Below are 24,973 nucleotides of genomic sequence, written 5' to 3'. Positions count from 1 at the left end.
TGGATGAGAGATTTTCCGGGTAACGTCAACTCCCTTCACTCTGAGGCCAAAGCTCCTTCACGATTTGCTCAAGAGCGGCCCGCAGATCGTGTTGGAAGGCAATGAGAAAGCTGATGGGGGTATCGGGATCCCCTAACTTCAACCAACAAATCTTTCTCGACCATCACGGACCGGACCGCTTCAGGGAGAGCTCTTATCGGTTGCTGAAATCATGGTTTACAGCTTTACGGCTCCCCGTTCCAACAGCGCATCGGCCTTCTTCGCGCCGCGCGGCACCTGGGAATCGCAGCCAGGGCAAATCAGGAGGAACGCTGTTGGCGCGTCTGGGTCATGTTCTGCCGCATATCGGATGGCCTTTGGTGAATCGTCTACCCGTTGTAGCACTCGATCCGTTCGGCGGACTGGGTGTGCTCATCCGCGATGACGGTGGGGTTAGGAGGCCCGACGGATTGTTCACCGGCGCGGTCCTTCCCGGGTCAACTTTCGTATCCGGATCCACATGATTACGGCAAGAACCAGGGCCGCTGTGCCGGCCCATCCCAGAAGGGGGAATTCGTGGAACAGGAAGTGGATGGTCTGACTGACGAACGTCCAGATCGCGGCATGCATGATCCAATCGAGGATGCCGTTGCTTCCTCCGCCGTGGCGGTATGCCTGGAGGGCGAGCAGCGCTTGGGTCGTAATCATGGCTGTACGCCGAAGATCTTGTTCCGAAGATCTCGCCAACCGCCTGCGGGTACTGCTGCGTCGCTTTCCAGCCGGCTGGCCAGGAAAGTCATCAGCGCCTCGCAGCTGATGTGCTCCAGGGCAGTGGCGTACTCGAATTTGTGGAGGTTGACCGCGAACGAGCGGAAGTAGAGGCTGGCCCAGATGGCACCTCCGTCGGCTTTGAGGATGCTGGCGATGACGTCGGCCATTCCCGTTTTGAGTGCCAGGTGCACATCGGTCTGGGCGCATTGGGCTTCCGCGACGTTCGAGGCTGCCGCCTGGGCGCTGGTGGTCAGGAGGGCGGCGAGCAGGTCGGGTGCGATTTGTACCGTAGGGGCCGCGGGGTCGAGGAATGTTCTTTCGTTCCTGGTGCCGTGCGGGGAGCCGGTCAGGAAGCCGGGGCGCCGGCGCTCTGCTGGGGTGATGGTCATGATGTTTGTTCCTTCCTTGGGTGGGTGGTTGTCATCTTGCGGCAGGGTCAGCTGCATTTGGTGAGGATGGTTTGGGCTGAGGTGTGTTCGGCGGTGGTCATCCAGAGCCGGTATTTGGCTTTGATGTGCACGATTTTGGCGGCGTAGGTGCACCGGTAGGACTTGTTCGGCGGGAGCCAGGTCGCCAGGTCCCCATCGCCCTTCTGCATGTTGGCCGGGCCGTCCACGGCGAGAAGGTTTTCAGGATCGTTCGCGAAATGAAGCCGGGTATCGGCGTTCCATTCCCGGGCGCCCTTTTGCCAGGAATCAGACAGGGGCACGAGGTGATCGATCTGAACGGCCAAGGATCCGGAGCCGCGCGTGAAGGTGATGTCTTTGCCCGTATAAGGGTCGGCCAGGGCGCCGGAGACAACGACGCAGTTGCGGGTTCCGGGTTTGAAACTCACCGCCGTCAGATCGCGGGCGAGTATCCGGTTTCGTGTGTCGCAACCCGTTCCGTCGACGTCGGCCCAGGCCTGCCCGAACAGCTCGCGGCTGTAACCGCTCTTCGGTGCCCTCCCTTTCACGTCGATGGTCCGCAGCTCCGCCATAGCCGATTCTGTCGACCCGGCGGTGCCGGTTCCAGTAACAGCGGGGGCTGCCTGAGCGCTTCCTCGGTCGATCGGGGTACAGGCCGTGGCCGAGGTAAGGATTAGTCCAGGGACGACGATGGCCCAGAATAACCGGGCAGCAGTCGTGGCCGTGGTGTGGCGGTGTTTCCGGTAGATCATTGCGATTCCTCTTTGGCCGGTATGTCCCCGACTGTCTCCGGACGGGATGCTTCTGACAGTCAGGAGTAGGCCTGGGTCTTGGAGTATGGAAGGCAGAGCGGGGGAGGAATTGTTTCAGGTCCCGGCTCTGTTTCCAGCTGGCGGTACGTCCCCTTGGTGACTTGGTTCGCGGGCTGCGGTATCCAGGGCTTGTTCGATGTCCTCGAGCATTGCCGGAGTGATTCCATGGAAGCCGTTCGGCGCCCATGCGAGGACACCGGCGGTTTTTGCCCACCGGAGTGCACGCCGGTTCAGTGCCAGGTCGTCGTCGATCCAGAGAGCGGCGTCGGGTTGGGTCGTATTGAAGTGTCTGCGGATGGTGCTCCATTTCGACCAGTGCCGGCCGGTTCCTTTGACTGCCTCGAGGACCGGCCAGCTTTCGGAACCTTCAAGGCCGATGAGGGATCCGAACATAGGAGCGGCTTCCATCCAGGTGGTGAGCCAGTGCCCGGTGATGCCGTGTTCGGCGATGAGGGTATTTAGTCGGGAGATCATCGCCGGCGCGACGTATTCGCCGTACCAGCATTGGTGGAATTCGTAGCCTCCGTCCCAGAGGGAAGGGGATTTCGGGCCCCGCAGCCAGGCGTTCAGCACGCCGTCGATGTCCAGGTATAGGTGGGTTGTCATTGCGTGTTTTCCTTTCCTGTTGGGGAGGATGCCGGATTGCTCAACTGAACTTCAATGAACTAATAATAACATTGAAATTCAATGCCACAAGAAGTATCATTGAATAAGAGGTTCAGTTGAGAGGAAGGGAAGCCATGGAATCGAATGAAATCAACCCGGGAGCGTTTGACATCATCCACGTGTACCTCCGCGGGGAGGCTATCGCCGACGGCGTGCTCAGGGATGTCACCGAGCAGGCCGGACGGGAGGGCTATACCAGTCCGGTGGCCGTGACGGCCGCCGCGTGGCATGAGGCGATTGCGTGGGATGTCGAAAACGGGCAGTGGCAGGATGAAAGTGGCCGGCTTGTCGATGTACTGGTCATGGCCAAGCGCGCAATCAGGACGAATCGGGAACGGGTCAACCGCCTCGGATTCATCGTGTGCCGGGTCCGCAACGTAACCGGCGCCGAAGAGCCTGAGGAGCTCAGTCTTGTGGTTTCGGCAAGCTCTGGTGATGACGGGGAGTGCGTCCTGACGATCATGCTTGACTCTGAAGACTGACCCGGGACATACCAGGGGGCCGCAGGCAAACGATGCGCCTGCGGCCCCCTGGTATGTCCCGGGTCAGTCGGTTTCAGGAACTCCGGAGAGGGCCCGCTGGACGACAGTCCTGCTGACGCCGAACAGCAGGGCTATGTCGGTCTGACTAATGCCCTGTTCGGAAAGGTGAGCACAGGCTTCGTGCGCCAGGCGCGTGGCTTCCTTACGTAATTCCGCGGCTTGTTCCCGCTTCCGCCGGGATTCCTCCCATTTTTGGACGGATTCGTTGCCGCTGTCGAAATGGACTCTCACCTTGAAACCGCCTGGGTCACCCTGAACGGAGCGTGCAAGCAGTATGCGCAGCTGCTCGGACGCCCCGTTCAGGGTGTCCGCGGAGGCAGTCTCTCCGTCCTTGGTGCTAAGGACCCAGGAGGCCCCATCGTAGGATGCTTCGACCTGCACGGTGGAAGCATCGGTCCGGACGGGGGTCGAGACGGAAGGGGGTGCTGGCCGACCGGCTGCGATCCACTCGCGGACCCGGTCTTCATCGTAGAGGCGGGCCCGCCGCCCCGGCTGCTTGGGCAGCCGAAACTCAAAGGGGGTCCCGTTCAGCTGGGACATGCGGGTTAGGAAGGATGCTCTTGTCATCCCTGCTAGTTGTGCTGCCTCGTCGGCTTCGAGCTCGCCCATATTGTCCTTCTTGTGTCAGTAATTGCCGCTGAGTAGACGCTGTGCTTTTCGCTTGACCGCGGCAGGCATCCCGGCGGGAGGCTGGCCGACGCAGTTTTTCGCGTGGTGAGCGTCGAGCGAATCAATTCCGGCTTCATCAGTGGGCCCGTAGGTAGAAAAGCATGCGGGGCAAACGCCGACAGCCGTCCTGCCTTGGATGGTCCATTGCATCGCTACTCCTTCTGCTCCTGGAACACTATCTCATCCATGAGAGCAATGAATTTAAATCACCGTCTATGTATCATTGAACTTCCATGATACAAGATGTAGCGTTGATTTTTGAAGGGGGGATGATGATGAAACCTACAGCGGCCGGGCGACAGCTTGAAGCTGCGCTTCGGAAGCAATCGGCCGGGCTGATTATCGAGGTTGCTTCGGCGCCCAGGGACTCGATGATCCGGATACGTGTGGAAACCCCCACCGGAACGGCACTCATTGAGTCGCAGGCTCCCTCCGGGCCCGTCCTGGTCACCATTGAGGGACATACCGTTCCGGTCATTGTCGAATCCAATTCCCGGCCCCTGCTCCTGCACCTGACCCCAAGTGAGATCGCGGCCGGCGTACTTGAGATTGTCCGGAATGCGGCTGCTACTTCTGACTCCACCGGGCTACTCCTATCTGCCAAAGGACCTGTAAGGAGGAGCTTCGAATGACTAATGCCCAGCACATCCGATCCAATGCTGACGGGACATCCCGGCTGCCAGCGCACCAGGAATTTCCAGACGAGTGGCTCGCGTATCTCGACGAGCCGCTGAGGACTGCGGCTTTGTCAGCAGGCTGGGCGCCGGATCTGAGCTGCAGCGAAAAGGACGACATCCTCAATGACGCTGAAAGCGCCCTGAGCGAGTGCCCGGCAATCCAGGCGCTCGAGGGGAGGCCATGATGGGCAACACGGCGCGCACTGCTGTGCATCGGCCAGCTGTTCGACGGCGCCGCTTTCGCCACGATGACCCCACCGCCGTCGATCTGTTCTCCGGCTTTGGGGGGCTCACCGAGGGCATCAGGCGGGCCGGGTTCACGACCATCATGGCCGCTAACCACAACGCCTACAAAGTTGAGATCCACGAAGCCAATCATCCATACGCTGAGCACTGGATCGCCGACCTCATCAACAAGGAGTCTTCCGACTACCATTCCGCGCGCGACCTCCCGCCGGCGGACATGCTTGTCGCCGGTGTCAGCTGCATCAATCACTCGTCAGCCAACACCAAGAAGGCCTACGCGCAGGCCGTGTCCTTGTTCGATTTGGAGGATCCCGACTACGAGGACCGGGTCACTCGATCTGAACGGGACAGGGCTACCGCCAATTGTGTGCTGCATTATGCGGCCCAGCATCAACCACGGTTGATCCTCGTCGAGTGCACCACCGAACTCCAATCCTGGGGGAATCTTGTCCCTGGCAAGCGCAAAGTGGGCGACGGCTCTACTTACCGGTGGTGGCTCAAGCAATTCCAGAACCTCGGCTACAAATTCCGTGTCCTTTACCTGAACTCTAGGTTTTTCGACGTCGACCAGTCCCGGGACAGGGCTTATTGGTGTTTCTGGGACAGATCCATCCCTGACCCTGACCTTGAACACCGTCCCGAGTCGTGGTGCCACCGCTGCGGCTCTGTCGTGGAGGCTGTGCAGGCGTGGAAGACGGGTGTTCCGCCAACCGGTACCGTGCGCTACGGGTCCCAGTACATTTACCGGTGCAGGTCCTGCCATGCAGAGGTCATTCCGCCGTCGGGGTACTCCCTGAGGTCACTCGACCTGCGCAACCTGGGCACCCGTATCGGTGATCGCAAGCGTCCTCTCTCGACCGCTACCATGGCCCGGGCCGAGCGGTGCCGGCAAAGGTTTGCCGAGTTCCCGGCCGTGCTCATGCCAGCAAAAGCCACGCGGGGATCCGAAAAGCACCCGTGGCAGCCGATGGCTACCCAGACCAGTCAGCAGGAAACCGCGCTCCTCTCCACCCGGGCGATCATGCAGATGGCAAACACCTTCGAGCGGCCAGGCTCCACCTGCCGCACCAGGGACCTGTCCGAGCCGCTATGGACGTTACCTGCCAGCAATTCAACTGCAGTACTTACACCGCCCGTCGCCTTGGCCGTTGACAAATTCCAAGGCGCGCCCCGCGGAGCCGACCAGCCGCTCCCGACACAGGGCGGATCAGAGACTCTGGGGGTTCTTTCGGTCCGGGTGCTGCCCAATCGCACCAACGCCACCAGCCGGAGCCTGGGCGATCCAATGGAAACCCTTGTCGGAGGCGCCGGATCCGGAGGCCTTGGCGTCCTCTCCAGCGGCATCCTGCCCTACAGGAAGCACACAATCCCGACGACGCACGCCGAACCGATGCCCACCGTCACCAGCGAGCAGATCCCGGGCCTGCTGGTGGCGAAAGGCCAGGTGCTGGCTGCGCATCATCACAACGACGATGTCGTGTCCATCACCCAACTGATGGACACGTACACGACGACGCAAGAGAAGGCGGTGCTTTCCGCTGGCTGGTACGAGCAGAACGGTTCCACTGGCACTGAGACCGCGTCACACCCACTGAATGACCCGCTCGTGACACTCACATCCCGCGATACCACCGCCCTTCTCTCCACAGAGTGGCTGCAGGCTCTGGCAGATCTCAAGCTCGAAGATTGCTATTTCCGGATGCTGGGCAGTGCCGAGGTCGGCCGCGGATGCGGATTCGACGTCGACTTCGGCGACTACAAGGGCACCTTCAAGGTCTGGGGCTCCGCCCGCGACCAGGTTGACGGGTTTGGCAACGCCGTATCCCCCCAGGTCGGCGCCTGGATCGGCGGGCGGCTCCGCGCTGCTCTGCACGGCGAGGCGGCTGCGTGATGGCCACCAAGGATGACGAGGAGTACCGACGATGAGTGACTTTACGCATGCCGAGTGGCGGACCGCCAGAAAACGGCACCAGTGCTACGAAGGAGCACACCACATCGAGGCGGGCCAGCGTTACCTGCACGCGTCGGGGATCTTCGATGGCGGGTTTTACGCCTCGAGTACCTGCCTTCCTTGCACCAGCTTCCGTGACCTTGTCGGCGAAGTGGACGACTCCTACTGGGAGGGCTACTTCGGTGGCCTGCGCCTTTGGGTGTGGCACGAGTACTGGAACGAAGTGTCCGACCGTCCGATGGGTTTGCACCTGCTACGGCTCTCCCGGCTATTCGGCCGCAACTGGGAAGGCCTCTCCGGGGAATTGGACGCCGCCCGGGCCCGGATGCACGGCCTCAACGCGGCGCGGAAATGACGATTTACATGGCCGCCGCACACGCCGCTGTCGTCGTCTTCCCGGAGCCCAACTGCCGCGCCCGGGCCCAGAGGGTGGGCGCACCAAGTCCCCGGCGAACAAAGTCTTATACGTCTCAGACCGTGATCGGACAAAGGAGCAATGACCAACAATGACCAGCAACGACACCACCTGCCCCGGCTGCGGCCGCATCTTCAAGGGAGAACGCGGACTCCGCGCCCACCAATCACGGCCCTTTGCGGCATGCCGCCCAGCCCCGGCATCTGCGGAGCCCGCAATGGCCCAGGACAAAGCCACAGAGATCCTCCCCGATGGACAGACCTCACCCAATCTCCAAGCCTGGGCTACCGAGCACGACAGCTTCGTCGTCTGGGGCACCCACGATGTAGATGTGGCAACACCAGTCCTCCGGGAATTCATCGAGGCGAATTTCAGTGCTGAAGACATCGACGAGCTACTCCTGGAAAGGGAAGAGCTCAGTAACGGAGGCTTCTACTGGGGCCGGCCTGAACTGCCTGACGAAGAAACCTGGGCCGAAACAGACTATTCCTTCAAAGCGGTTGACGGCTGGGTGCCCTACATGGTGGTCTCCCGATGAATACGGCAGGGTCAAGACCCGCGAAGAACGCGCTTACCACTCCTTTGAGAGGAAGACCCCGGATGGAAGAAGACCAAGAATCCGTGCGCCGGGTTACCTGCCCTTATTGCCAGGCAAAACCGGGGGAGCCCTGCCAAGCGCAGTCAACAGGTTCCCACAGCGCACGATGGATCCGTGCTGAATCCTTCAGCCAGGGTTGCCCGATTCAGAAAACGGCTCAGACCGCGTATCCGGATACCCCGGAGGAGCTCTGCGAGATCATCCGGGAGGCCCTGCGTAAACATTCATACATCCAGGTCAACGATTCCCCCAACAACCTTCCCGAGGAACTCCACGTTATCGCCGGGGAAGGCATCGATTTCCGCGTCGAAGTGGCTTACCTATGAGCGATGGCAGGAGTATTTCCCAGCCCCTGAATGACCTAGCAGACGGCGAAGCACCGCAGATAGTGGAAATTTCCGGACACAGAGTCTCCAGGCTTTTGGACGGTTTGCGTCTTGAGATTGCCGACGTTGAGGAAGTGAGTATCGGCCCTGTCACGGTTCAGGTTGATCCGGGGTTGATTCTTTCTTCCGGGAATGGCGAGGAAGGGAAGCATCCGGCATCGGTGCTCAGGATCTGGATTGATACGGCAGTGGATGATGACGGGCTCAACTTCCGCCGGGAAATGGGCCAGGTGATTCTCGAGGGCCTCAAGGCACTGGGCCGGTGAACCAGGTGCAGCGGCCCGGTCGCCTGCATCGCGCGAACCGAGCAGATTCTGCCGTCCGGTCGGTGTCACTCCCCGGCCAGGTCCGGGGTGGTGTCCACTTCAATGATTGCCACTTGATGGTTCTTGTCGATGAACATGGTTGCCAGTTCGAGTCCCATCTGGACCAGCGCTGTGCGATTCACATCGTATTTCGGGTGACAGTGCAGTCGTTGTCCCTTTGGGAGGTCCACGGTGACTACCCCCAGGTCTTCGAGCCGGTCAAGGTTCCGGTTGACGGACATGCGTACCCGGTCGGTGACGTTCTTGAAGATGGGCCCGAAGGTGCTGGGTCCGTTGTCCTTGAGGAACAGCAGTATTTCCAGGCCTGGAACGTTCTTATAGACCTTGATTGCCGTCTCCAGTTCCTTGGACAACTTCTCACTGGGGGAATCCTTCGGCATCCTCCCAAAGTAGCAAACATTCGGATTCAAGCTTGCCCACCCGACTTTTATGCAACAGTATTAGATACAGCATGCAACATTAATAGTTGCATAAACTTCAGGAGGCCTGATTTTGAGGGAGCAAGTGAAAGGAAACGCGGAGGGTTCGGGTACGCCCGTCCCAACGCGAGAAGCGAGTGAGAGCATCAAGAGGACCCGGATTGGAGTGCCGGGCCGCTTGATGCGTGAGTCTGCACGGGGCGGGAATACACGGTTGCCGGGGGAAATATCGAAACGGGCTACCCGCCGCGAGCCAAAGGCCGGCAGGCTGTCGAAGACGGCCAGGTCGCTGACCGGGCTGGCCGCGGCGGCGGCGTTGACATTGGCGGGGTTGGGCATGGCGGGTGCTGCGCAGGCCGCGCCTGCGACGTCGTACAACTACTCGCCGCCGGGCGGGGTGCTGCCTTCCGGTGATACGAATGCTGCCTCGGGCTTGATCTTCACGGATTCAGCTCCGGATGGTTCGAGCGTGTTCAACAGCCCGTTGGGGTCTTTCTGGACCAAGGACCCGAAGACGGGGCAGTGGATCGAGACGAATTGCAACACGTACGGGACCGGGTTCCAGCCCACTGCGTCCACGGTATGGTCCGAGAGTCTAAGGACGGATGCGAATGCTGCACGGTTTGCGTGGATCCAGATGAAGTATCTTGGCACCGGTTCCGCGAATTCCGCGGCCGTGCAGGACGCTGAGCACCTTTTCGTGGAGGGTGTGAACCCGCAGCAGCTGAACACACTCAATACTTCCCCCTCGGGGACGCCGACGTACCAGCTGGCGCAGCAGATGTGGGCCGAGTCGGCCCCTTACACGGGTTCTTATGCTGCGAATCCTTCTGTCCAGTCCGGGCCGAACGGTTCCGGGACCGGGACAATCATGAACACGCAGGTGACTTCCGCGACGGGCACGGTCTCTGTGCCGATCACCCTGACCCTGTCCGGCGGGGCAGTGTTCGATGCGACGGGCACGGCCACCTATAGCGGGAATGCCGGGGATACCCCGGCATTCCATCTTCCGGCCGGGGTTAACCCGAATCCGGCTGCGGTCGGAGTCAAGGAGGCAACGCCCGCGACTCTGTCCCTGGGCCTGCGGGTGTTAACGTCTCCGGGCGTGCAGACCCAGGTCAAGGCAGCTGCGCCTGCGGCGGTCACGGGGCAGTCTTCGGACGTAATGATCGCTTTGGGCTTCCAGCCGGTCGCGACATCTACCGCACCGGTGTACCTCAACGTCGGGGACAAGTTCTCTGACACGCTGCACGTGTCCACCGCGAAGGGCGGGGCGGACTGGATCCCCGGCACACCGGTGACGATGGGTACTTCGTTCTATGGGCCGTTCGATACCGCCCAGGCCGCCGCTGCGGCTGCCCCGGCGGGTGCCGTGGTCGCCGCGACTGCGACGGGCACGCTGAGTGCACCGGGCGATGTCACTGCGACGTCGGCCACGACGGTCGCTGTCCCGGGGTTCTATTACCCTGTTGCCTCCTTCACCCGGGCGAGCCAGCCGGCTCAGTACCAGCCGGTTCTCCTGGGCGATTGGAAGGCCGGGTTCAACGACACCGGCGAGCAGTCCATTGTGCGCTGGTCTCCGAAGTACTCGACCCAGTCTTCTTCGCTGGCTGCTAACGGACTAGTGCATGACACGGTGACGGTCACCAATGCCGCACCGGCAGCCCCTGTGTCACCTGTAGGGAACCTGTTCATCTCCTACGACACGAAGGCATGTGCCATGAACAGCGCGACCGGGGCTCCGGCACCGACGGATGCCCAGCTCGTTGGTACGGGCACGGGCACCCGTCAGGGCAACGGCAGCGTTGACCTGAGCGCGGTTCAGCTCTCACCGGCAGAGAACAACGACGTACACACCGGCATGGCCTGCGTGTACTGGGTGGACTCTTCCGACCAGACGAACCTGAACAACGCGGTCGCTCCCTCACCGGCGTTGATCGCGTCCGAGACGGTCTGGATGCCGGCTACACCGGTAGCTGCGGCAGTCGCTCCCGCAGCTACTCCGGGCACTCCGCTGGCTGTCACAGGTGTCGAGGTTCCCTCGGCCATCAACGGTGGTTTCGCCGTCCCGGTACAGGCCTCTTCCGTGACGCCTGCTGCTACGGATAGTGGAATGCTCACCGCTGGCGGGGTTGCCCTGCTCCTGGCTCTCACGCTCGGTGGTGGCTTGATCGTGCGGGGCCGGAAGGTTACCCACTAAAGACGGGTGCCGCGATCCGGAGCGTAGGTTCCCCCAACCTTTTCCCGGATCGCGGCACCTTTTCAATTGCGGCAGTCACTTCCTCCCGGCCACGCCCCTAAGATTTCCTCCACTTTTTGAAAGGACACCTTCCATGGCTGACGAAGAATCCCGCTCACGGGATGACATACGCTCGGGGCAGTCTTCGGACACGATGATTACCTTCCAGCCGGTCGCGAGGTCTGTCGCACCGGTGTACCTGAAAGTGGGGGATAAGTTCTCTGACACCCTGCACGTGTCTTCAACGAAGGGCGGGGCGGACTGGATTCCGGGCGCCCCGGTGAACTTCGAAGTCCGTGTGGCTGACGAAGAATCCCGCTCACCGGATGACAAGCCCTCTGACCAGACGGTAAGTCAGTGCGGTGGCTGGAACGGCCTGGGTTGGGGAGATCTCCTTCTCCTTTCCTTCATGGAAGAGCTGTTCCGTGGCTGACGAAGAAAAGCTTGAGATGCCCGGATTTCACACGGAAGACGACGCGGAAAACCAACCTGAAAGGCGTTCCGGCCGGGCGGCAAGGAAGCGCCGCAGCTGGATCGTCATCACTGTTGTCGCGGTCATTGTGGGCTTGGCTGGTGGGTTGATGATTGTTTTGAGCTTGCAGGGCGGCTCAGCCTCGGCTACAGGGCATCCGGGTCCTTCGGTTTCCTATCAGCCGGCTCCGATGGTGACGAAGCCCTTCGGTCCAGGCGACCCGGACACCGTCAAAGGAGACGTCGCGAAGCCCGGCATCTCAGGTCCTTCGACGTTGGCTATTCCTTCCATCGGGGTAGCTACGAAGATCGAGGCCAAGGGTTTGCTTCCCGGTAAGGTCCTGGACATGCCCACCAGCGACGCAGCCTGGTATGACCAGTCGGCTCCCATGGACGCCACGGAAGGCTCCACGGTGATAGCCGGCCACGTTAATACTGACTCCGGCGGCAAAGGTCCACTGGGCGGTTTGGCGGACCTGCAAAAGGGCGCTCCGGTCACGATTACCGACGCCGCAGGAACCGTCCACGTGTTCAAAGTTGTGGCTCTGGAAACGGTGCCGAAGGACAAGCTCGATCCACGGTGGTTCACGCGTAAAGACGAGCGCCAAGTCGTCCTCATAACGTGCGGCGGTCAGGTAGTGGGCTACAACCGGTACGGGCTCCCGGAGTTCACCCACAACACGGTGGCCGTTGCTGTACCGACAGGAAGTTAGGCGATGAGTGGAAATCTGGGGGCCGACCGGCAGGAGCAGCTGCGGCGAGCCCGCATTGCCCGGTTCTTCCTCCTCAACACGTTCTGTTGCCTCGCGGTGAGCATTCCGACTGCTATCGGTTCTGCGGCCACGGATACCTGGGCTGCAAGCTTCACTGTTGTCATCATTTTTCTTCCCCTGGTTGTCGGATACAGCTTCGTGATTCTTTGGGCCGAGAAGCGGGCGGACGAGCAGGCGGACTGGTAGTGGAAGAGATCGCCGGAGGAAGGACACTAGGGATGGACACCGAAGCACGGGTGGAGAACACACAGAAGAGAAGACGGTTCAAAGTTGCCATTATCGCTCTCGCGGCCGCGACGATCATAGGCATAGGGACGGCCGTTGTGTTGTCGGCAGCGAACACAGGCACTACCTCGCCGAATCCGGCCGTCATGGCCACCGCCACCATGAGTCCATCGACGGACGGTCTCTCTGTTGCTTCGTCCAAGCCAACGTCGGCGCAGACCGCGACGGCAACCGCCACAACCGCCCCGCCGGACTTTGAAAGCCGTGCCCCGGAGCCGAAGGCTGTGCCCGAGGCTTCTGCTGCTGAGAATTCCACAGTCCAAGGAACCGGCCCAGCTCAAAGTGCTCAGGGGCCAGCCGCCGCATCCCGCCCCCAAGGGGGTGGTGGTCAGGCTCCTGCGCCTGTTGCGCCCGCGCCTGCTCCGGCAGTGCCTCAGCCCGTTCCCGCCCAACCGGTCCCAGCCCCAGCGCCGGTTCCCACGATCGTGACCACGTACCCTGCCCAGACCTTGGCAACAGTGAACTCGGCCCGCGAGAGGTTCGGCCTGCCCGCATTCCTCACTCCTTACGCAGGCTGTGTTCAGTTCACCGGTGCTGCCGGTTCGTGGTCACTGGACGGCCTTGCCGGGCCGATGACCGACACGGCGGCGGTGAAAGCCACCTACGGAAAACAGCCCATCGCCGCCAAATTCACATCTTCCGACGCGCTCGGCCGTCCAGGGAACCTCGCCATCTTCAGCTGCCCATGAAATCGAATCACTATGTTAGGAGCCGGAAGTGACGAAAACATCAATCATGCAGGATGAATTAGGGCTTGTCTCGGGAGACACTTCGATCATTTTGGGTGCTCAGCTCAAGACAGATAATGACCGTTCGGGCAGGGTTGTGTTCCACTTTGGATTCGACAGAGCCGAGATGCACATCTCCACTTTCAGTGTGGGTCCCTATGATTCTGACCGGGGCGACGTTTTGTTGATCACTGCGGAGCGTACCTGCGGGAACATCGCCGGTCCCGTCATCTATGCCAGTGCCGGGCAGGCGAACATCGCCAGGCGGGTGCTGACGCTTCTCGAGCCCTATTTCCTTATGGGAGAGCCCGGAGAGTTGATCCGGGAATGTCGCGACCGTTTTCTGGAGCTTTTGCGTGACCGCGAGGAAGGGCAGGTCTGGTGTCTTCGGGCAGATGATGGCCGTATCCTCCATGCGTCTGTTGCGAACTACGAGTCGTTCAACAACTACGACGTGATGGCAGACTTTGATGAAGAAGAAGTCGGCATTGCCGAGGGCGAAGACATTGGGGACCATCTCAGGATCGAGCGAGTTCCCGAATCCGCGATCCCACCGCTGGTCGAAATTGTTGGGGCAGCCTGGCGGATGTCGATCGGGGAGCTTGGCTTTGGTAAAGGGTACGCATTCAAGTCAGCCCTTGGAACGTTTCTCAGCAGTCCGTTGGGGTCGGCCGGCGCTGATGATCGTGAAGCGGGTTAGCTCATGATGGGTGCCCACCACGCTGCGTGCGGTGCAGCTGCGTGGCTTGCCGTGACCACCCGGGTTCATATTGACCTGGCTTCCGTGACTGGGGGGTCCCTGCCGTGGGCAGGGGATCTGGGGTCAGGGCTCATGCCCGTTTCTCCGGGGTTGGCTCTGGTTGGTGCGGTGGTGTGTGCGGGGGCTGCGATGCTGCCGGACGCGGATCATTCGGAGGCGACGATCGCGCATTCGCTGCCGCCGTTGTCCAACGTGGTCTGTGCCGGTGTCGGTGCCGTCTCGGGAGGTCACCGTCATGGCACTCACTCCATACTCGGCATCGCAGTGTTTACCATGCTTGCTTGGGTTGCCAGTCTCTGGACCATCCCGTTCCATGGCTTCGGGAACGTCCACGTCGGGGAAGGCCTCGCTGCGATGATTCTTGGCGCTTTCGCGGCGAAGGCTCTCAAGATCATTCCGGACTCGATGCGGCGTACCCCATGGCTTACCGGCGCCCTCTTCGGCGCCCTCATTGCCCTCCTGCCGACACTGGCCCCGGTGCACGGCCCGCAGTGGTGGTTCCCTGCCGCTGTGGCGCTCGGTGCCGTCGTGCATATCCTCGGGGACATGCTCACGACCGGCGGGGTCAACCTGATCTGGCCTTTCGTGGCTCGTCCACCCAAGCCCGTCACCCGTATCCCTGCCCTTGAGAAAGTCTGGATGCCCAACGGCTACATGGCCGTGCCGGTACTTGGAAACGCGGGGTCCTGGCGTGAATGGTGCTTCCTGGTCCCCATCGCTGCCTACTCGCTCTATACCGCCGCGGTAACGGCATGGGCTCTAAGGCCCGCACCCTTCTGGTTCTGAGCCGGAGAATTGAAGTGGCTTTGATGTCAGCTGTTGAACCGGGCCCGCCGGAACTATTGCACTGGACCTACCGGGGCTAGCATGCCCTGGCTGTGGCCGATGGGTCTTTCCGGGAGCTCCTGAGTCGAATCTACGCGCCGACGCCCACCACTGCTCTACCCGGTGCCGCAAACGCCATTGGAGGACGCTCCACCAGGCAAAGGAAACCAACACCCATTACGAACACTATGGCGCCTAGTCGTACCGTCAGGGATGGGTAAGCGTCATAGTGTGGGGCGAGGTTCTCCCGGCGTTCAACGCGATCAGCGCTTAACACTCATCCTCATCGAGGGTGCAAATACCAAAAAGAAAAAGGTTCCATCCACGAGTAGGGATGGAACCTTCAGCCCCTCGCCAAACCACCAAAGCTGGAGGTCTTCGCTAAAGCGACTCCAACTTTCGGGGGTTCAGTTCAATTAGGAATACCATCGCGATATTCATAATTGACCTGCGCGGATTGAACTGCGTTTGTGATCTAGGAAGGAAGGCGTTGAATATTCATGCGGCTCGTAGATGGTTTGATGAACGGGCCATGGATCCGGTACGCGAATTTGCGGTATGCCCTGGAGGAAGACCCGCCACGCCCTGAACGTCTGGCGGTGGCGCAGGCGCTCACCGAGCACCACCAAGGCAAAGTCCGGTCGTTCAACCGAGCCCATGAGGCATTAGGAGCCGGCCCGGAGTGGGCCACCCCGACGCCGGACCTGCTGAGGTTCGTGGCGCACATGTACCGCGTGCCGGCCGGATATCTCACTGGTGAAGACGATAACCAGATCCGCGACAAAGCTCTGGACCGGGCATGCGGCAAGAAAGTCATTGAGGGTACTCCGATCCCGGATTCGTTCTTTGTGGATACCGTGTGTCAGCCCATGTTGGAGACGCCGGGTGATGAACAACGCTTGGCTGTCGTCGGGCGCATGCGCAAACTGTTCCGACGCAGCGTCTGGGCGTACTTGGCGCGACCGGTAATGGGTCTGATGATGACCGCGGGATGGATCGCCATCACGTTGCCAACGCCAGAAGATTGGTTTCGCTGGTTTTGTGTAGCGATGTTCGCGACCATGACCCTGGTCTTCTTCAGGGTCGATCTCCGACGAGTCCGCCGCGCTCTCGAGCTGCTCCGTCTACCGCAGGGGAGATTTCAATCCGTGGTGGAGGGCCGGTTGCGTGAAGAAGTGGGCGCGAATCTGCAGGACCTGATGACTCGCACGACGTTCCCGGCGGCATGGTTCCATGACACCCTTTGTCATCAACGACCCCTCAGTGCCACGGATTTGGTCCAGATCGGCGCACCAGAGCTGGGCGAGGCAAGGATTGCCTGGGCTGCCGTTGATCGTCAGTTGCGGCAGCCGCGGGACTAAGCGCGGAGTTCCGTGTTTCTGTATCGACGCAAACCCCTAGCCGCCAGGTCACGCCTCGCGAACCAATTCTGCCTGGCTGCGTGTACACAAGGAACACTGTGCACACAATAGGAGTATCGTGGAGGGTATGGAAACCGTGACCAGTGAAGTAAGCACCAGGGAGCTTCGAAACCACCTGTCCGAGGTTGTGGGTCGGGTGAGCTTCGGCGGTGAGCGTATCGGTGTGACCCGAAACGGCCGCCTGGCTGCCGTCGTGATCAGCGTTGGTGATGCCGAGGCCCTGGAGGAGTACGAGACGGCCCAGGACATCGCCGCAGTCAAGGCCTGGGTCGAGGCTGGTCGGCCCTCTCGCCCAGCCGATGAGCTGAGGAAAGAGCTTGGCATTTGAGTCAGTGGAGCCTGCACACCTCTACCGACTTCGACAAGACCGCCAGGAAGATCGACCGCGCCGTGCTGCGCCGCGTTTTCGCGTACCTGGATGAGGTGTGCATCCTGGATGACCCGCGGAGCCGGGGGAAGGCGCTAACGGCCAACATGGCGGGGTTCTGGCGTTACCGCGTGGGGGACTATCGTGTGATCGTGGAGATTCAAGATGCCCGGCTCGTGATCGTTGCCGTGGCATTGGGGCACAGATCAGTCGTCTACGAACCCTGACGCAGCAACCAACCTGCCCGGCCTGCGGCTCCACCTGGTAGGGGTGCTGAGTGAACCGTTCCCAAGGGTATTCTATTAGAACTGGCGTTCTAATAGCGGGAGTGTGTGGGCCATGAGCGTTACGGTCCTGGGGCGCGTGGAGTCGGTGGCCGGCGCTCTGCGCATGGCCCCCTCCTCAGTCCCCGCAGGCTTCCCGAGTCCAGCCCAGGACTATTACGACGGCCCCGTGAGTCTTGATGAGCACCTGGTCAGGGACCGTGCGGCGACGTTCTTCCTGAGGGTGTCCGGGGAGTCGATGGAGGGTGCCGGGATCAGCGACGATGACGTAGTGATCGTGGACCGCTCCGTGAAGGCCCGCCACGGTGACATCGTGGTTGCCGTCCTGGACGGAGACATGACTCTCAAACGGCTAGAGATCACAGCCGAGGGCGTGCGCCTGGTTGCCGCGAACCCCGATTACCCGCCCATTGTTGTGGGCCTGGAGGCCGATTTCCGCGTGTGGGGCACGGCCACCATCTGCCTGCACCAGCTCGGCAATCAGCGGGTGCTCCGTGCCGCCGGTTGAGCCTCACCCGGCGCTCTACGCCCACGTTGATGTGAACAGCGCCTATTGCTCCTTTGAGCGCGTCATGAACCCCCGGCTGGAGACCGTCCCCCTATGCGTCCTGAGCAACAACGACGGCGCGGTTGTCTCTGCCGACAAGATGGCCAAAGCCCTGGGCGTGAAAGTGGGAGAGCCCTGGTTCAGGCTCCGACACCTCGCCCGCCCGGCGGATGCCTCACCACCAGGCCCCGGACTGGTGGCACTGAGCAGCAACTATGAACTCATAGGAGATTTCAGCAGAAGGACGATGGAAGTCCTGGCCCGGCACGCCCCCACAAGCGTCTACAGCGTGGATGAGGCTTTCCTATTGCTGGGGCAGAGAGCGGCAGCGGGCGACCTCCAAGCATTCGGGCACCGGGTCAAAGACAGCCTCCGCGACCTCGTGGGCGTGCCCGTCTGCGTCGGGATCGCCCCCACCCTGACGCTCGCGAAAATGGCCAACCGCTGGGCCAAACGCGCCCCCGGATTCGACGGCGTATGTGTCTGGACAGATACCCCGCCCGTGTGGCGTGAGCGGTTGATGGAGCGCCTGCCGGTATCGGAGGTATGGGGGATCGCGGGGCGGCTTGAGAAGCGACTGGGAGCGCTGGGCATTCACACGGTGGCGGAGCTGGCCGCTGCTGACCCTGTGTGGATCAGGGGCCGGTTCTCGGTGGTGCAGATGCGCACCTGCCTTGACCTGAAGGGGGTGAAAGCCGTGCAGCTCGAAGAGGAGCGCCGGGGGAAAGAGCAACTTATCTTCTCCCGGTCCTTCTCCGAACCGATCACCACCACGAACGGAATGCGCCAGGTGCTCAGCGTTTACGCGCAGAAGGCAGCTTCCCGCCTTGTGCATCACGGCCAGATAGCCAAGATCGTGACGGCCTGGGCGGGCACAAGCCATTTCGGGGAGCAGCACAGCTACCCTTCCGTCGTTGTGGTGCTCCCAGCGGCCACCAGCGATCCTGTGGAGCTGACCCGGGCGGCGCACGCTCTCCTGGAGCGCATGACGCCGGGCATGAAATATGCCCGCGCCGGGGTAATGCTGACTGATCTGAGGCCCGACACGGGACAACAAGCCCTGGCCCCGTTCCAGTTTCCCCATGAAGAGCGGGGGATTGCCACCCTTGTTGATCGGGTGCAGAAGAAATTCGGGGCCGAGGCTGTAGGTCTGGGCTGGGCAGGAATGCGCCCAGGGCCGCAGTGGAGGATGCGCCGCGACATGCTCACCCCGCGGGCCACTACACATTGGGGTGAATTGGCCACAGTAAAGGCTTCTTAACAAGGGAGTCCCCCCACGCTGGGAAGGGTGGGGGGACTCTCGCCGTGTTTTCGTGGGTGCGTGTACGGGCTGACTCCGCTGGGGTGCCGGGTTCCCCAGTCCCACGGGGCCGCTTCCCGGCGCGTATCCGGCGCGGGCCGGATGAACCAGCGTAGAGCGACGATGCTTGCGCTGGCAATCCCCCAGCGTGCTTGTCGGCTCGTGCCCTTGCCGCACACAACCATAGGTGAAACACGCCGTACGGTAGTTGCAAATTTACTTTCAACTACCGTACGGTTAGTTTCATGAGACGTTCCATTGAGGCCGAACTGGTCAGGTTGAGAGCCGCAAGAGACCGGTATTCCGCTTCCTTGAAGGAAATTGATCTGGAAATCGGCCGCGTCGCCACGAAGGCCACTAAGGATGAGCTCACAAGCAAATCGTCCATCGCCCGTGTCATGGGTGTCTCCCATACTCATATTGGCAATCTCATGAAGGCCTACGCTGAGGCAGACATCGCGGGGCCGGCTGTGTCCGGGATCCCGATCTTCGTAAACTCGCTGGCCTCCAAGTATGTGCAAGAACGTGGGTCCCGGATTGTCCGGTCCATCAGCGGTTTCAATCCTTCTGATGCGCTGCTCCGATCCGACTTGGATCCACGCCTTTTCAACGACGAAGGGAGCGTTCGCTCACCGGAAATGTTGTGGAAGCTTGAATCCGGCGAGTGGATCGGCGTAGGACATGTCAGCGTCGGCTACAACGGAACGGGTTGCGACTTTGCCGTTACCGCCCTGGTCGCGGCGGGGGTGCCCGAGGACCATGCCAGGCGCATCGTGTCCTGGCGGTTCTGCGACGCTGTCGACATCACCGATCCGGACACTTGGGAAGAAAGCCGTATCTGGCCGGTGGAGCCCCGCACGGGTCCCCGCATTGTGGGAGACCGTATCATCGTCGACGTCGGGGAGGCCCTGAACAGTATCAGCGACCCCCATCAACGACTCAAAACCCACCAAGGGCCGGTTGACGAGACCGGCTTTTATGCCAGCGTGCCTGATCTGAACTCGCTGGAGGCCTGGCTTGGGTTCCTGGACCGTGCTGATGTACCCGAATGGGCGCAGGGTCCCCGCGTTGCGCGGGTCCTGCTGACTGAGGAGGAAGCCAGGACCCAGGGATTTGTCCGGAAGGTCTCCTCGCCGTGGGGTTTCGGGCGCGGCCACAGCTCCGCTGCTGTGGTCGTAGTTGAACAAGGCTTCGTGCAGATCTGGGGGCATTTCTACCGCCCCCAGAGCCGCACCCAGCTACTGCCTCCGGAAGCCTACGACATGCTCGAGGCCGCCAAGGTGTATCCCTCCGAGCTGGCGGCACGGGACAATCGCTGGCCGGATAGCGCTCTTGGCCGGTTCTTCGCTGATTTGTTCGGCCCCTCGAAGACGCTCCCGCCCTCAATCGATATTTCCGACAACGGCGCAAGGCACCTGTCCTTCACCCCAGGCCTTGATGCCGAGTCCTAGAAAAGCGCGGGCGCTGTACGGCTCGGGAAATACTTGCCGGCAAGTCGACCCGACCGCGTCAGGATTTGGTCGCGGTATTTTTTCCTATCAATAGTTAGTTGACCCAGAAGGAGTAGTCGATGGTGTTTGTTGCCGTCCTGATCGAGGTGGCCGTTGCTGCGTTCGTTGCTTGGTGGATCCGGCGCGGGTGGTATGACAAACCCACCGTGTCCCAGCGGCTGGAGGGTGCCGGCGTCAAGGCCGGGTGGGGTCTGTTCCCGGTCTATATGGTCCCCGCAATCATCCTTCTCGCCTCCGGACCATTGGAGATGGGGACCGGTAACGTGATCTTGATGGCGTGCCTTGTCTACATCGGCGCCGCCGGCGCACTGTTCGTTGCTGCGTTTGTTGTGGGAGTGTTCGAGCGCAGCCGGGCACGGAAGGCAATGCGTTTGAGCGGGCATCCTGTTCGGCCGTTTCTCCGAGCGCCATGGAAGATTGCATCGTTCACTGCCGTGGCCGCTTTCTTCCTCTTTTTGGGCCTCGTGTATGTGGTTTTTAGCTACCACATGCTCGTGACGAAGTACGAGTCTGGCTCCGGATTTGACGAGTACATGCAGGGGTGGCTTATCGGTGGCGGGGTCGGCTTTTGGGTGGTTGTCGCCCTGGCTTACGCGATTCAGAAGGCCCGGATCTGGAAGGCCGAGCGGGATTATGAGGAGCTGACTTCCGGCATTGAGGACCGTCTTCTAGAGAAGACCACCGGGGAGAAGCGCCACAGCAGCGGGCGCTTGAAAGCCGGATACAGAAAGCCCTGACAGGCAACGTCACCATGCTCTGCCTGCTGACGCTCCCGCCCGGACCGCTACAGCGCGGGCATTGGAGGCTGCGGCCGCTACTGCGTTCGTCCGTGCGTCCAGTGTCCTGGCCGGGGATGTCTTTGCGCCGCGGTTTCCGTTCGGCACGGTGGAGGGCTTCCTGTTGTTCGCGGACCTTGTTCAGCGCGGTCAGGGAGTCTTTCGCCCGATGGGCGGCAGTGACGCTTGCGGGCTCCTGCCCGGCGACTGGGATTTTGGCGGGTTCCGTTGCACGGAGGGTCTTGGCCCATTCGAGCGTGACGCGCCGGGCCAGCTCAAGCTGGTCCGCAAAAGTCTCCCGGTCGAATCCGGGGTCCCGCTGGGCTGCTGCGGTGAGGAGATCGGCGTCCGAGAATGCCCGGTTACGCGGATCTCGTCGCGGTCGAGGAAGTCGCGGGCTTCGGCGCGTGAGTAGACGGCGGTGGTTTGCTGGCTACCGCGTCGGCAAGGGCCAGGACAGGGCCAACATCGAGGGCTACGGGATCATCTCTACGCCAGTCGATTCCGAAGTCGACCTCGGCGCTGTACCCATCGGCGGAAATGACATGCAGCCGGGCGAATTCCGGGCCACGCCCCGACTTCAATCACCCACAACCCCCGCAACAGTCAACTGCGCGGCAACACCGGTGGACTACTTTTCAATCGGCGCTGATGGCACCCTTTTACTTCGGCAACAGTGGCAACCTTTTAACCCGGCGACAGAGGCTCCTGGACTCCGGCCCGCAACTGTGCACCGAACTCGAGGCCCAGCTGATTCAAATCCTTCGCCGAGGCGTAACGGCCGCGATGTAGATCCTCCTGGAGGGATCAATTGCTCCGATCCTTTGGTATGGCCCCGTGATCCAGTAGGGAGAGAAGTCCCGCCTGATGGGGGACCAGGCGGGACTTTTCAAGGATAACAACGTATGCAGACAATTTGCAGGCGCTTGAGTCGATATCGGAAACGTGATCTTTCGTTGCCGGCAGTGGTGGTTCGTGAACCCGGAGGTGGTGAGAGAGAGTCTAGGAATGTTCCGCAGCGTGGGCGTCGATGATTGATTGGCGGACCCGGCCGCGGGACGACACTTGGTGACCATTTGCAAGTGCCCATTCTCGGATCTTGGCAAGTTCCTGGCGTGACAATGGCTGCCGGCCTCGTGGCTGCTGACGGGATGAGCCACGGGTCCTTCGTGCGGATGCCATGAACGGGGCAAGGCTTTGTTGGAGTGCGTTGAAATTCTCCTCGGTCAGGTCTATTTGATAGGAAATCCCGTCCAGGCTGAATGTCCGGGCAACGGCGTTCGGGGATCCATCAAGGTCGTCGATTACTTCTACAACTACGGTTTGTGCCATTGAATGATCCTATTGTTGACGCCGCGCTAGTACGCCTATGTGGTGCTGTTCGGATCAGTGCCGGGGGAAACGTATGCCCGAACTGTCCTTGAGATTGAAAGGTGAAGCCAATGCAGCAGCTGGGGCTTCTGAGTGGGACATACTCACTTACCACCTCGTCAGGGCTACACCACCCCCCGGCAGAGGTATCCGTAGGGTCACCATCCTGACGTCAGCTGGTAGGAGCCGCCGAACCAGTAGCCGGTATAGCCGTGGGAGGTAAAAGTGACGTGGATACGGCTTTGCTGGATCGGGGCCACCCGGTCATCGAAAACGAGGGTCCAAAGCTCGATCGCGATCGCGGCGTCTTCGTCGATGTACAAGGCGACGTCAAAGACGGGAGTCAGTCCTTCGGCAACGCACCATTGAATAAGCCCGGACAGCAGATCCTGCCCGCCCGGGCCCCGGAATCGGATGTGATCGGGGTGGTCTCTGACCAGGCAGAGCCAGTCCACCGGGTCCCAGTAGCGGGCGAACTGCGGCCACTCGGTCTCTACCCCCTGGTTCTTGACGCCATCCACAGCGCTGAGGAACCAGTCTGGCAGCGGTGAGTCTTTCGGGAGGAGGTACGGGCCGTCGTGGAAACCCCTGACGTGTTCGCCCAGGCCTTCCAGGATGGATAGGGCTTCAGGGGTGAAGCGGTCCAGCTCTTCCTTTGAAATGTAGCTCGGTGCGCTGCTCATGTGATGTCTGCTTCCCTCATTGTGGCCTCCACGTTGCGTGCCGCCTCCTGGCGTTGCGCTATGGCTTCGACGTCGTCGGCGACCTGGGTGGCGATGGTGTGGATCCGGGTGTTGATGCGGTCCTGGATCTTGCCAAGCACTTCGTACAGGGGATGGTGCAGGTCTTCTATGCTCGGCTTCGGGGGAAGGAGCTTCCGGTAGCGGTTAAGTTCCTTGCGGTCTTCGTCGAGCTCGAGCAACAGTTTGGCGGCTGTCCACACGGTTTCCTTCCGGATGCGCATGGCGCGGTACGACTCCACCAGGTCCCGGGACTCCAGACTCAGATCATCCAGAAGGAGCACGGAGTCGAGGTAGGAGCATCGTTCCTGGACTGCTTTCTCGGCATCGTCCCGGATGCAGTCGGCACGCCACCGCGTTTGCGTGCTCACCACAACGCCCCCCGCAACCCAACCCGCCAGGACTATCGCCGGGATGAGCAGCGGCGACTCTCTCACGATGTCCATCAGCCGGGGCCACATGGTGCTGATGGCAAGCCACCCAAATCCGACCACAGCGAGGAATAAGATCAGTTTCGTCACTTTTGCTGCTGGTCCGGTTTTCAGGGGTCCGGGAAAGACCAGCTCCGCAAACGTCCGGGGACGCGGGTCGAGAACTCTTACGGGGATGTCCCTAGCAGCAGGGTCTAGAAGGACGTGGTGTGCTGTCCACGACGGTTCACTGGCCGCAAACCAATTCCGGTGTTCCGTGTCCATCTGTAGTGCAGCCGCATTCAGCTGGCGGTTGAACTGGTACCTCAGCGTTGGATCTTCTTGTGGTGTCCTAGGCATCTGTTGCTCCCTGTTCATGGCATATCTCCTTGTGGGTTGCTCACGTCTTCATCTTGTTGCCGGGCGGACGGGCGGTATGTCCCCGGGTGATTGTGGTCAGGAATTCCTTGTCGTCCTAGTGGCGGTCATGCGCTCATCCGCACCTTTGAGGCTTACGATCTTTCCTCCAGACCCGGATCCGGTGGCGAGGGTATGGGGAATCGGGGGATCCCAGTCATCGGGGCCTGTGGTGGTTGGTTTTGGGGTGGATCTGGGCAGGATGGTGAGGATTTCGCGGTCGGTGAGGGATCGGTAGCCCTCGAGGGCCGCAGTGAGGTCTTTGAGCTGGATTTGGTTTTTGGCCAGGATGCGTTGGACGTCTTCCCTTGGAGAGTGGGTCAGCGCGGCGTGCAGGATCGGGCTTGGGGATCCTGGGCACTGGCGGATCCCCGAGTCGTCGCGTTTCCGGATGAGTGGGTACCGACGGGTGAAGACCTGGCAGGACATGGAGACGCGGCGGACGTAGCCGGTCAAGACGGCGGCGCTGGCCAACAAGATTAGTCTGAGTGAGGAAAATGGGCGGGGCATGATGTGCGGTCCCTTCTCGGGTCTCTTGGCTGTGCAGGACAAGGGGGGTGGTTAGAGGCGCCTAGTGGCGGGATTGTGTCGATAGAGCGGGTAGCAGCTCGTCCGTGAGGACTTCAACGGCGATGTACACGGGGGTGCCCGGTTCTAGACGGTGCAGCGCCTGAACAACTGCGGAGTGCAGTTGGTTCCGGTTGAGGGACCCTTCAGAGAGGGGTGAGCCGGGGCTGGGATGTGACTTCATGCTGCATCACCTTCAGGAGGGTCAGCCGGCTGCCACATGATACGGGTACCGCTGAGTGAGAGACGGCTAAAGCAGAGGGTCTTCCGGAGGGGGTCCTCCGCATCCTCAGGGTGGAGGTTGGTGTCGGCGGGGG

Annotated in this window: 33 protein-coding genes; 22 read left to right on the top strand and 11 right to left on the bottom strand. The window is 61.4% G+C overall.

Features of this window, described 5'->3' with window-relative positions; genetic code table 11:
• Nucleotides 1-453: 453 nt before the first annotated feature.
• The 4 genes from ABH924_RS16185 to ABH924_RS16170 all read right to left on the bottom strand — a co-directional run bounded on the left by ABH924_RS16185 (nt 454) and on the right by ABH924_RS16170 (nt 2,575).
• Nucleotides 454-687, bottom strand: a complete 234-nt coding sequence (locus ABH924_RS16185; protein ID WP_404500377.1) for a hypothetical protein — start codon at nt 685-687, stop codon at nt 454-456.
• Nucleotides 684-1,139, bottom strand: coding sequence for a hypothetical protein (locus ABH924_RS16180; protein WP_404500375.1), 456 nt, complete (start codon nt 1,137-1,139; stop codon nt 684-686). Before ABH924_RS16180 ends, ABH924_RS16185 begins: the two co-directional genes overlap by 4 nt.
• Before the next feature lie 47 nt (nt 1,140-1,186).
• Entirely contained in the window at nt 1,187-1,909 is a 723-nt protein-coding gene (locus ABH924_RS16175; protein WP_404500373.1) for an HNH endonuclease family protein, read from the bottom strand.
• Nucleotides 1,910-2,023: 114 nt separating this feature from the next.
• On the bottom strand, nt 2,024-2,575 hold the full coding sequence (locus tag ABH924_RS16170) for an HAD domain-containing protein (protein ID WP_404500371.1): 552 nt from the start codon (nt 2,573-2,575) through the stop codon (nt 2,024-2,026).
• 134 nt (nt 2,576-2,709) lie between these two features.
• Here ABH924_RS16170 and ABH924_RS16165 point away from each other — a divergent pair, with 134 nt between their 5' ends.
• Nucleotides 2,710-3,117 carry a DUF6573 family protein gene (locus ABH924_RS16165; RefSeq protein ID WP_404500369.1) on the top strand — a complete coding sequence of 136 codons (408 nt, stop codon included), beginning with the start codon at nt 2,710-2,712 and terminating at the stop codon, nt 3,115-3,117.
• A 63-nt stretch (nt 3,118-3,180) separates the two neighbouring features.
• Here ABH924_RS16165 and ABH924_RS16160 read toward each other — a convergent pair whose 3' ends face one another.
• Nucleotides 3,181-3,786: a hypothetical protein gene (locus ABH924_RS16160; RefSeq protein WP_404500367.1), complete on the bottom strand. Its 606-nt coding sequence runs from the start codon at nt 3,784-3,786 to the stop codon at nt 3,181-3,183.
• A gap of 329 nt (nt 3,787-4,115) precedes the next feature.
• Between ABH924_RS16160 and ABH924_RS16155 the strand changes: the two genes are divergently transcribed.
• The 7 genes from ABH924_RS16155 (at nt 4,116) to ABH924_RS16125 (ending at nt 8,385) form a co-directional block, all read left to right on the top strand.
• A complete protein-coding gene (locus ABH924_RS16155) occupies nt 4,116-4,478 on the top strand; it encodes a hypothetical protein (RefSeq protein WP_404500365.1) in 363 nt (120 codons plus the stop codon).
• The gene (locus ABH924_RS16150; protein ID WP_404500363.1) at nt 4,475-4,708 is read left to right on the top strand and encodes a hypothetical protein; all 234 of its coding nucleotides are present in this window, start codon (nt 4,475-4,477) and stop codon (nt 4,706-4,708) included. Before ABH924_RS16155 ends, ABH924_RS16150 begins: the two co-directional genes overlap by 4 nt.
• On the top strand, nt 4,705-6,660 hold the full coding sequence (locus ABH924_RS16145) for a DNA cytosine methyltransferase (protein WP_404500361.1): 1,956 nt from the start codon (nt 4,705-4,707) through the stop codon (nt 6,658-6,660). Before ABH924_RS16150 ends, ABH924_RS16145 begins: the two co-directional genes overlap by 4 nt.
• A 31-nt stretch (nt 6,661-6,691) precedes the next feature.
• Complete coding sequence (locus ABH924_RS16140) at nt 6,692-7,075, top strand: hypothetical protein (RefSeq protein WP_404500358.1); 384 nt, start codon at nt 6,692-6,694, stop codon at nt 7,073-7,075.
• A 151-nt stretch (nt 7,076-7,226) separates the two neighbouring features.
• Nucleotides 7,227-7,673, top strand: coding sequence for a hypothetical protein (locus ABH924_RS16135; RefSeq protein WP_404500356.1), 447 nt, complete (start codon nt 7,227-7,229; stop codon nt 7,671-7,673).
• A gap of 62 nt (nt 7,674-7,735) precedes the next feature.
• Nucleotides 7,736-8,059: a hypothetical protein gene (locus tag ABH924_RS16130; RefSeq protein ID WP_404500354.1), complete on the top strand. Its 324-nt coding sequence runs from the start codon at nt 7,736-7,738 to the stop codon at nt 8,057-8,059.
• Nucleotides 8,056-8,385: a hypothetical protein gene (locus ABH924_RS16125; RefSeq protein WP_404500352.1), complete on the top strand. Its 330-nt coding sequence runs from the start codon at nt 8,056-8,058 to the stop codon at nt 8,383-8,385. The genes ABH924_RS16130 and ABH924_RS16125 overlap by 4 nt, the downstream gene beginning before the upstream one ends.
• A gap of 65 nt (nt 8,386-8,450) precedes the next feature.
• Here ABH924_RS16125 and ABH924_RS16120 read toward each other — a convergent pair whose 3' ends face one another.
• A complete protein-coding gene (locus ABH924_RS16120) occupies nt 8,451-8,825 on the bottom strand; it encodes a hypothetical protein (RefSeq protein WP_404500350.1) in 375 nt (124 codons plus the stop codon).
• Nucleotides 8,826-9,045: 220 nt separating this feature from the next.
• On the opposite strand from ABH924_RS16120, the gene ABH924_RS16115 reads away from it, so the two are divergent.
• The 14 genes from ABH924_RS16115 (at nt 9,046) to ABH924_RS16050 (ending at nt 21,112) form a co-directional block, all read left to right on the top strand.
• The gene (locus ABH924_RS16115; RefSeq protein WP_404500348.1) at nt 9,046-11,064 is read left to right on the top strand and encodes a hypothetical protein; all 2,019 of its coding nucleotides are present in this window, start codon (nt 9,046-9,048) and stop codon (nt 11,062-11,064) included.
• 133 nt (nt 11,065-11,197) lie between these two features.
• The gene (locus ABH924_RS16110; RefSeq protein WP_404500346.1) at nt 11,198-11,536 is read left to right on the top strand and encodes a hypothetical protein; all 339 of its coding nucleotides are present in this window, start codon (nt 11,198-11,200) and stop codon (nt 11,534-11,536) included.
• Nucleotides 11,529-12,287 carry a class F sortase gene (locus ABH924_RS16105; RefSeq protein ID WP_404500344.1) on the top strand — a complete coding sequence of 253 codons (759 nt, stop codon included), beginning with the start codon at nt 11,529-11,531 and terminating at the stop codon, nt 12,285-12,287. Before ABH924_RS16110 ends, ABH924_RS16105 begins: the two co-directional genes overlap by 8 nt.
• Nucleotides 12,288-12,290: 3 nt before the next feature.
• The gene (locus ABH924_RS16100; RefSeq protein WP_404500342.1) at nt 12,291-12,533 is read left to right on the top strand and encodes a hypothetical protein; all 243 of its coding nucleotides are present in this window, start codon (nt 12,291-12,293) and stop codon (nt 12,531-12,533) included.
• A gap of 32 nt (nt 12,534-12,565) precedes the next feature.
• Nucleotides 12,566-13,321, top strand: coding sequence for a hypothetical protein (locus ABH924_RS16095; protein ID WP_404500340.1), 756 nt, complete (start codon nt 12,566-12,568; stop codon nt 13,319-13,321).
• A 28-nt stretch (nt 13,322-13,349) separates the two neighbouring features.
• On the top strand, nt 13,350-14,060 hold the full coding sequence (locus ABH924_RS16090) for a hypothetical protein (protein ID WP_404500338.1): 711 nt from the start codon (nt 13,350-13,352) through the stop codon (nt 14,058-14,060).
• A 3-nt stretch (nt 14,061-14,063) separates the two neighbouring features.
• Nucleotides 14,064-14,906 carry a metal-dependent hydrolase gene (locus tag ABH924_RS16085; protein ID WP_404500336.1) on the top strand — a complete coding sequence of 281 codons (843 nt, stop codon included), beginning with the start codon at nt 14,064-14,066 and terminating at the stop codon, nt 14,904-14,906.
• A 539-nt stretch (nt 14,907-15,445) separates the two neighbouring features.
• Complete coding sequence (locus ABH924_RS16080) at nt 15,446-16,306, top strand: hypothetical protein (RefSeq protein ID WP_404500334.1); 861 nt, start codon at nt 15,446-15,448, stop codon at nt 16,304-16,306.
• 127 nt (nt 16,307-16,433) lie between these two features.
• A complete protein-coding gene (locus ABH924_RS16075) occupies nt 16,434-16,694 on the top strand; it encodes a type II toxin-antitoxin system Phd/YefM family antitoxin (protein WP_404500490.1) in 261 nt (86 codons plus the stop codon).
• On the top strand, nt 16,691-16,960 hold the full coding sequence (locus ABH924_RS16070) for a type II toxin-antitoxin system RelE/ParE family toxin (RefSeq protein WP_404500332.1): 270 nt from the start codon (nt 16,691-16,693) through the stop codon (nt 16,958-16,960). The genes ABH924_RS16075 and ABH924_RS16070 overlap by 4 nt, the downstream gene beginning before the upstream one ends.
• Nucleotides 16,961-17,072: 112 nt before the next feature.
• Nucleotides 17,073-17,525 (top strand): LexA family protein, encoded by a 453-nt coding sequence (locus ABH924_RS16065; protein ID WP_404500330.1) that lies wholly within the window; start codon nt 17,073-17,075, stop codon nt 17,523-17,525.
• A complete protein-coding gene (locus ABH924_RS16060; protein WP_404500328.1) occupies nt 17,512-18,825 on the top strand; it encodes a Y-family DNA polymerase in 1,314 nt (437 codons plus the stop codon). Before ABH924_RS16065 ends, ABH924_RS16060 begins: the two co-directional genes overlap by 14 nt.
• Before the next feature lie 284 nt (nt 18,826-19,109).
• Entirely contained in the window at nt 19,110-20,315 is a 1,206-nt protein-coding gene (locus ABH924_RS16055; protein WP_404500326.1) for a hypothetical protein, read from the top strand.
• A 119-nt stretch (nt 20,316-20,434) separates the two neighbouring features.
• Nucleotides 20,435-21,112, top strand: coding sequence for a hypothetical protein (locus tag ABH924_RS16050; protein WP_404500324.1), 678 nt, complete (start codon nt 20,435-20,437; stop codon nt 21,110-21,112).
• A gap of 1,041 nt (nt 21,113-22,153) precedes the next feature.
• Here the strand turns inward: ABH924_RS16050 and ABH924_RS16045 are convergent.
• The 5 genes from ABH924_RS16045 to ABH924_RS16025 form a co-directional block, all read right to left on the bottom strand.
• Complete coding sequence (locus tag ABH924_RS16045; protein WP_404500322.1) at nt 22,154-22,483, bottom strand: Lsr2 family protein; 330 nt, start codon at nt 22,481-22,483, stop codon at nt 22,154-22,156.
• Nucleotides 22,484-22,680: 197 nt separating this feature from the next.
• Nucleotides 22,681-23,205, bottom strand: coding sequence for a hypothetical protein (locus ABH924_RS16040; RefSeq protein WP_404500320.1), 525 nt, complete (start codon nt 23,203-23,205; stop codon nt 22,681-22,683).
• Nucleotides 23,202-23,783 (bottom strand): hypothetical protein, encoded by a 582-nt coding sequence (locus tag ABH924_RS16035; protein WP_404500318.1) that lies wholly within the window; start codon nt 23,781-23,783, stop codon nt 23,202-23,204. Before ABH924_RS16035 ends, ABH924_RS16040 begins: the two co-directional genes overlap by 4 nt.
• A gap of 345 nt (nt 23,784-24,128) precedes the next feature.
• Complete coding sequence (locus tag ABH924_RS16030) at nt 24,129-24,563, bottom strand: hypothetical protein (RefSeq protein ID WP_404500316.1); 435 nt, start codon at nt 24,561-24,563, stop codon at nt 24,129-24,131.
• A 97-nt stretch (nt 24,564-24,660) separates the two neighbouring features.
• Nucleotides 24,661-24,840, bottom strand: a complete 180-nt coding sequence (locus ABH924_RS16025) for a hypothetical protein (RefSeq protein WP_404500314.1) — start codon at nt 24,838-24,840, stop codon at nt 24,661-24,663.
• Nucleotides 24,841-24,973: the final 133 nt, after the last annotated feature.

This window comes from Arthrobacter sp. GAS37 (assembly GCF_044908325.1).
GTDB classification, from domain to species: Bacteria; Actinomycetota; Actinomycetes; order Actinomycetales; family Micrococcaceae; genus Arthrobacter; species Arthrobacter ramosus.
This window is presented reverse-complemented; position numbering and strand designations above follow the sequence as displayed.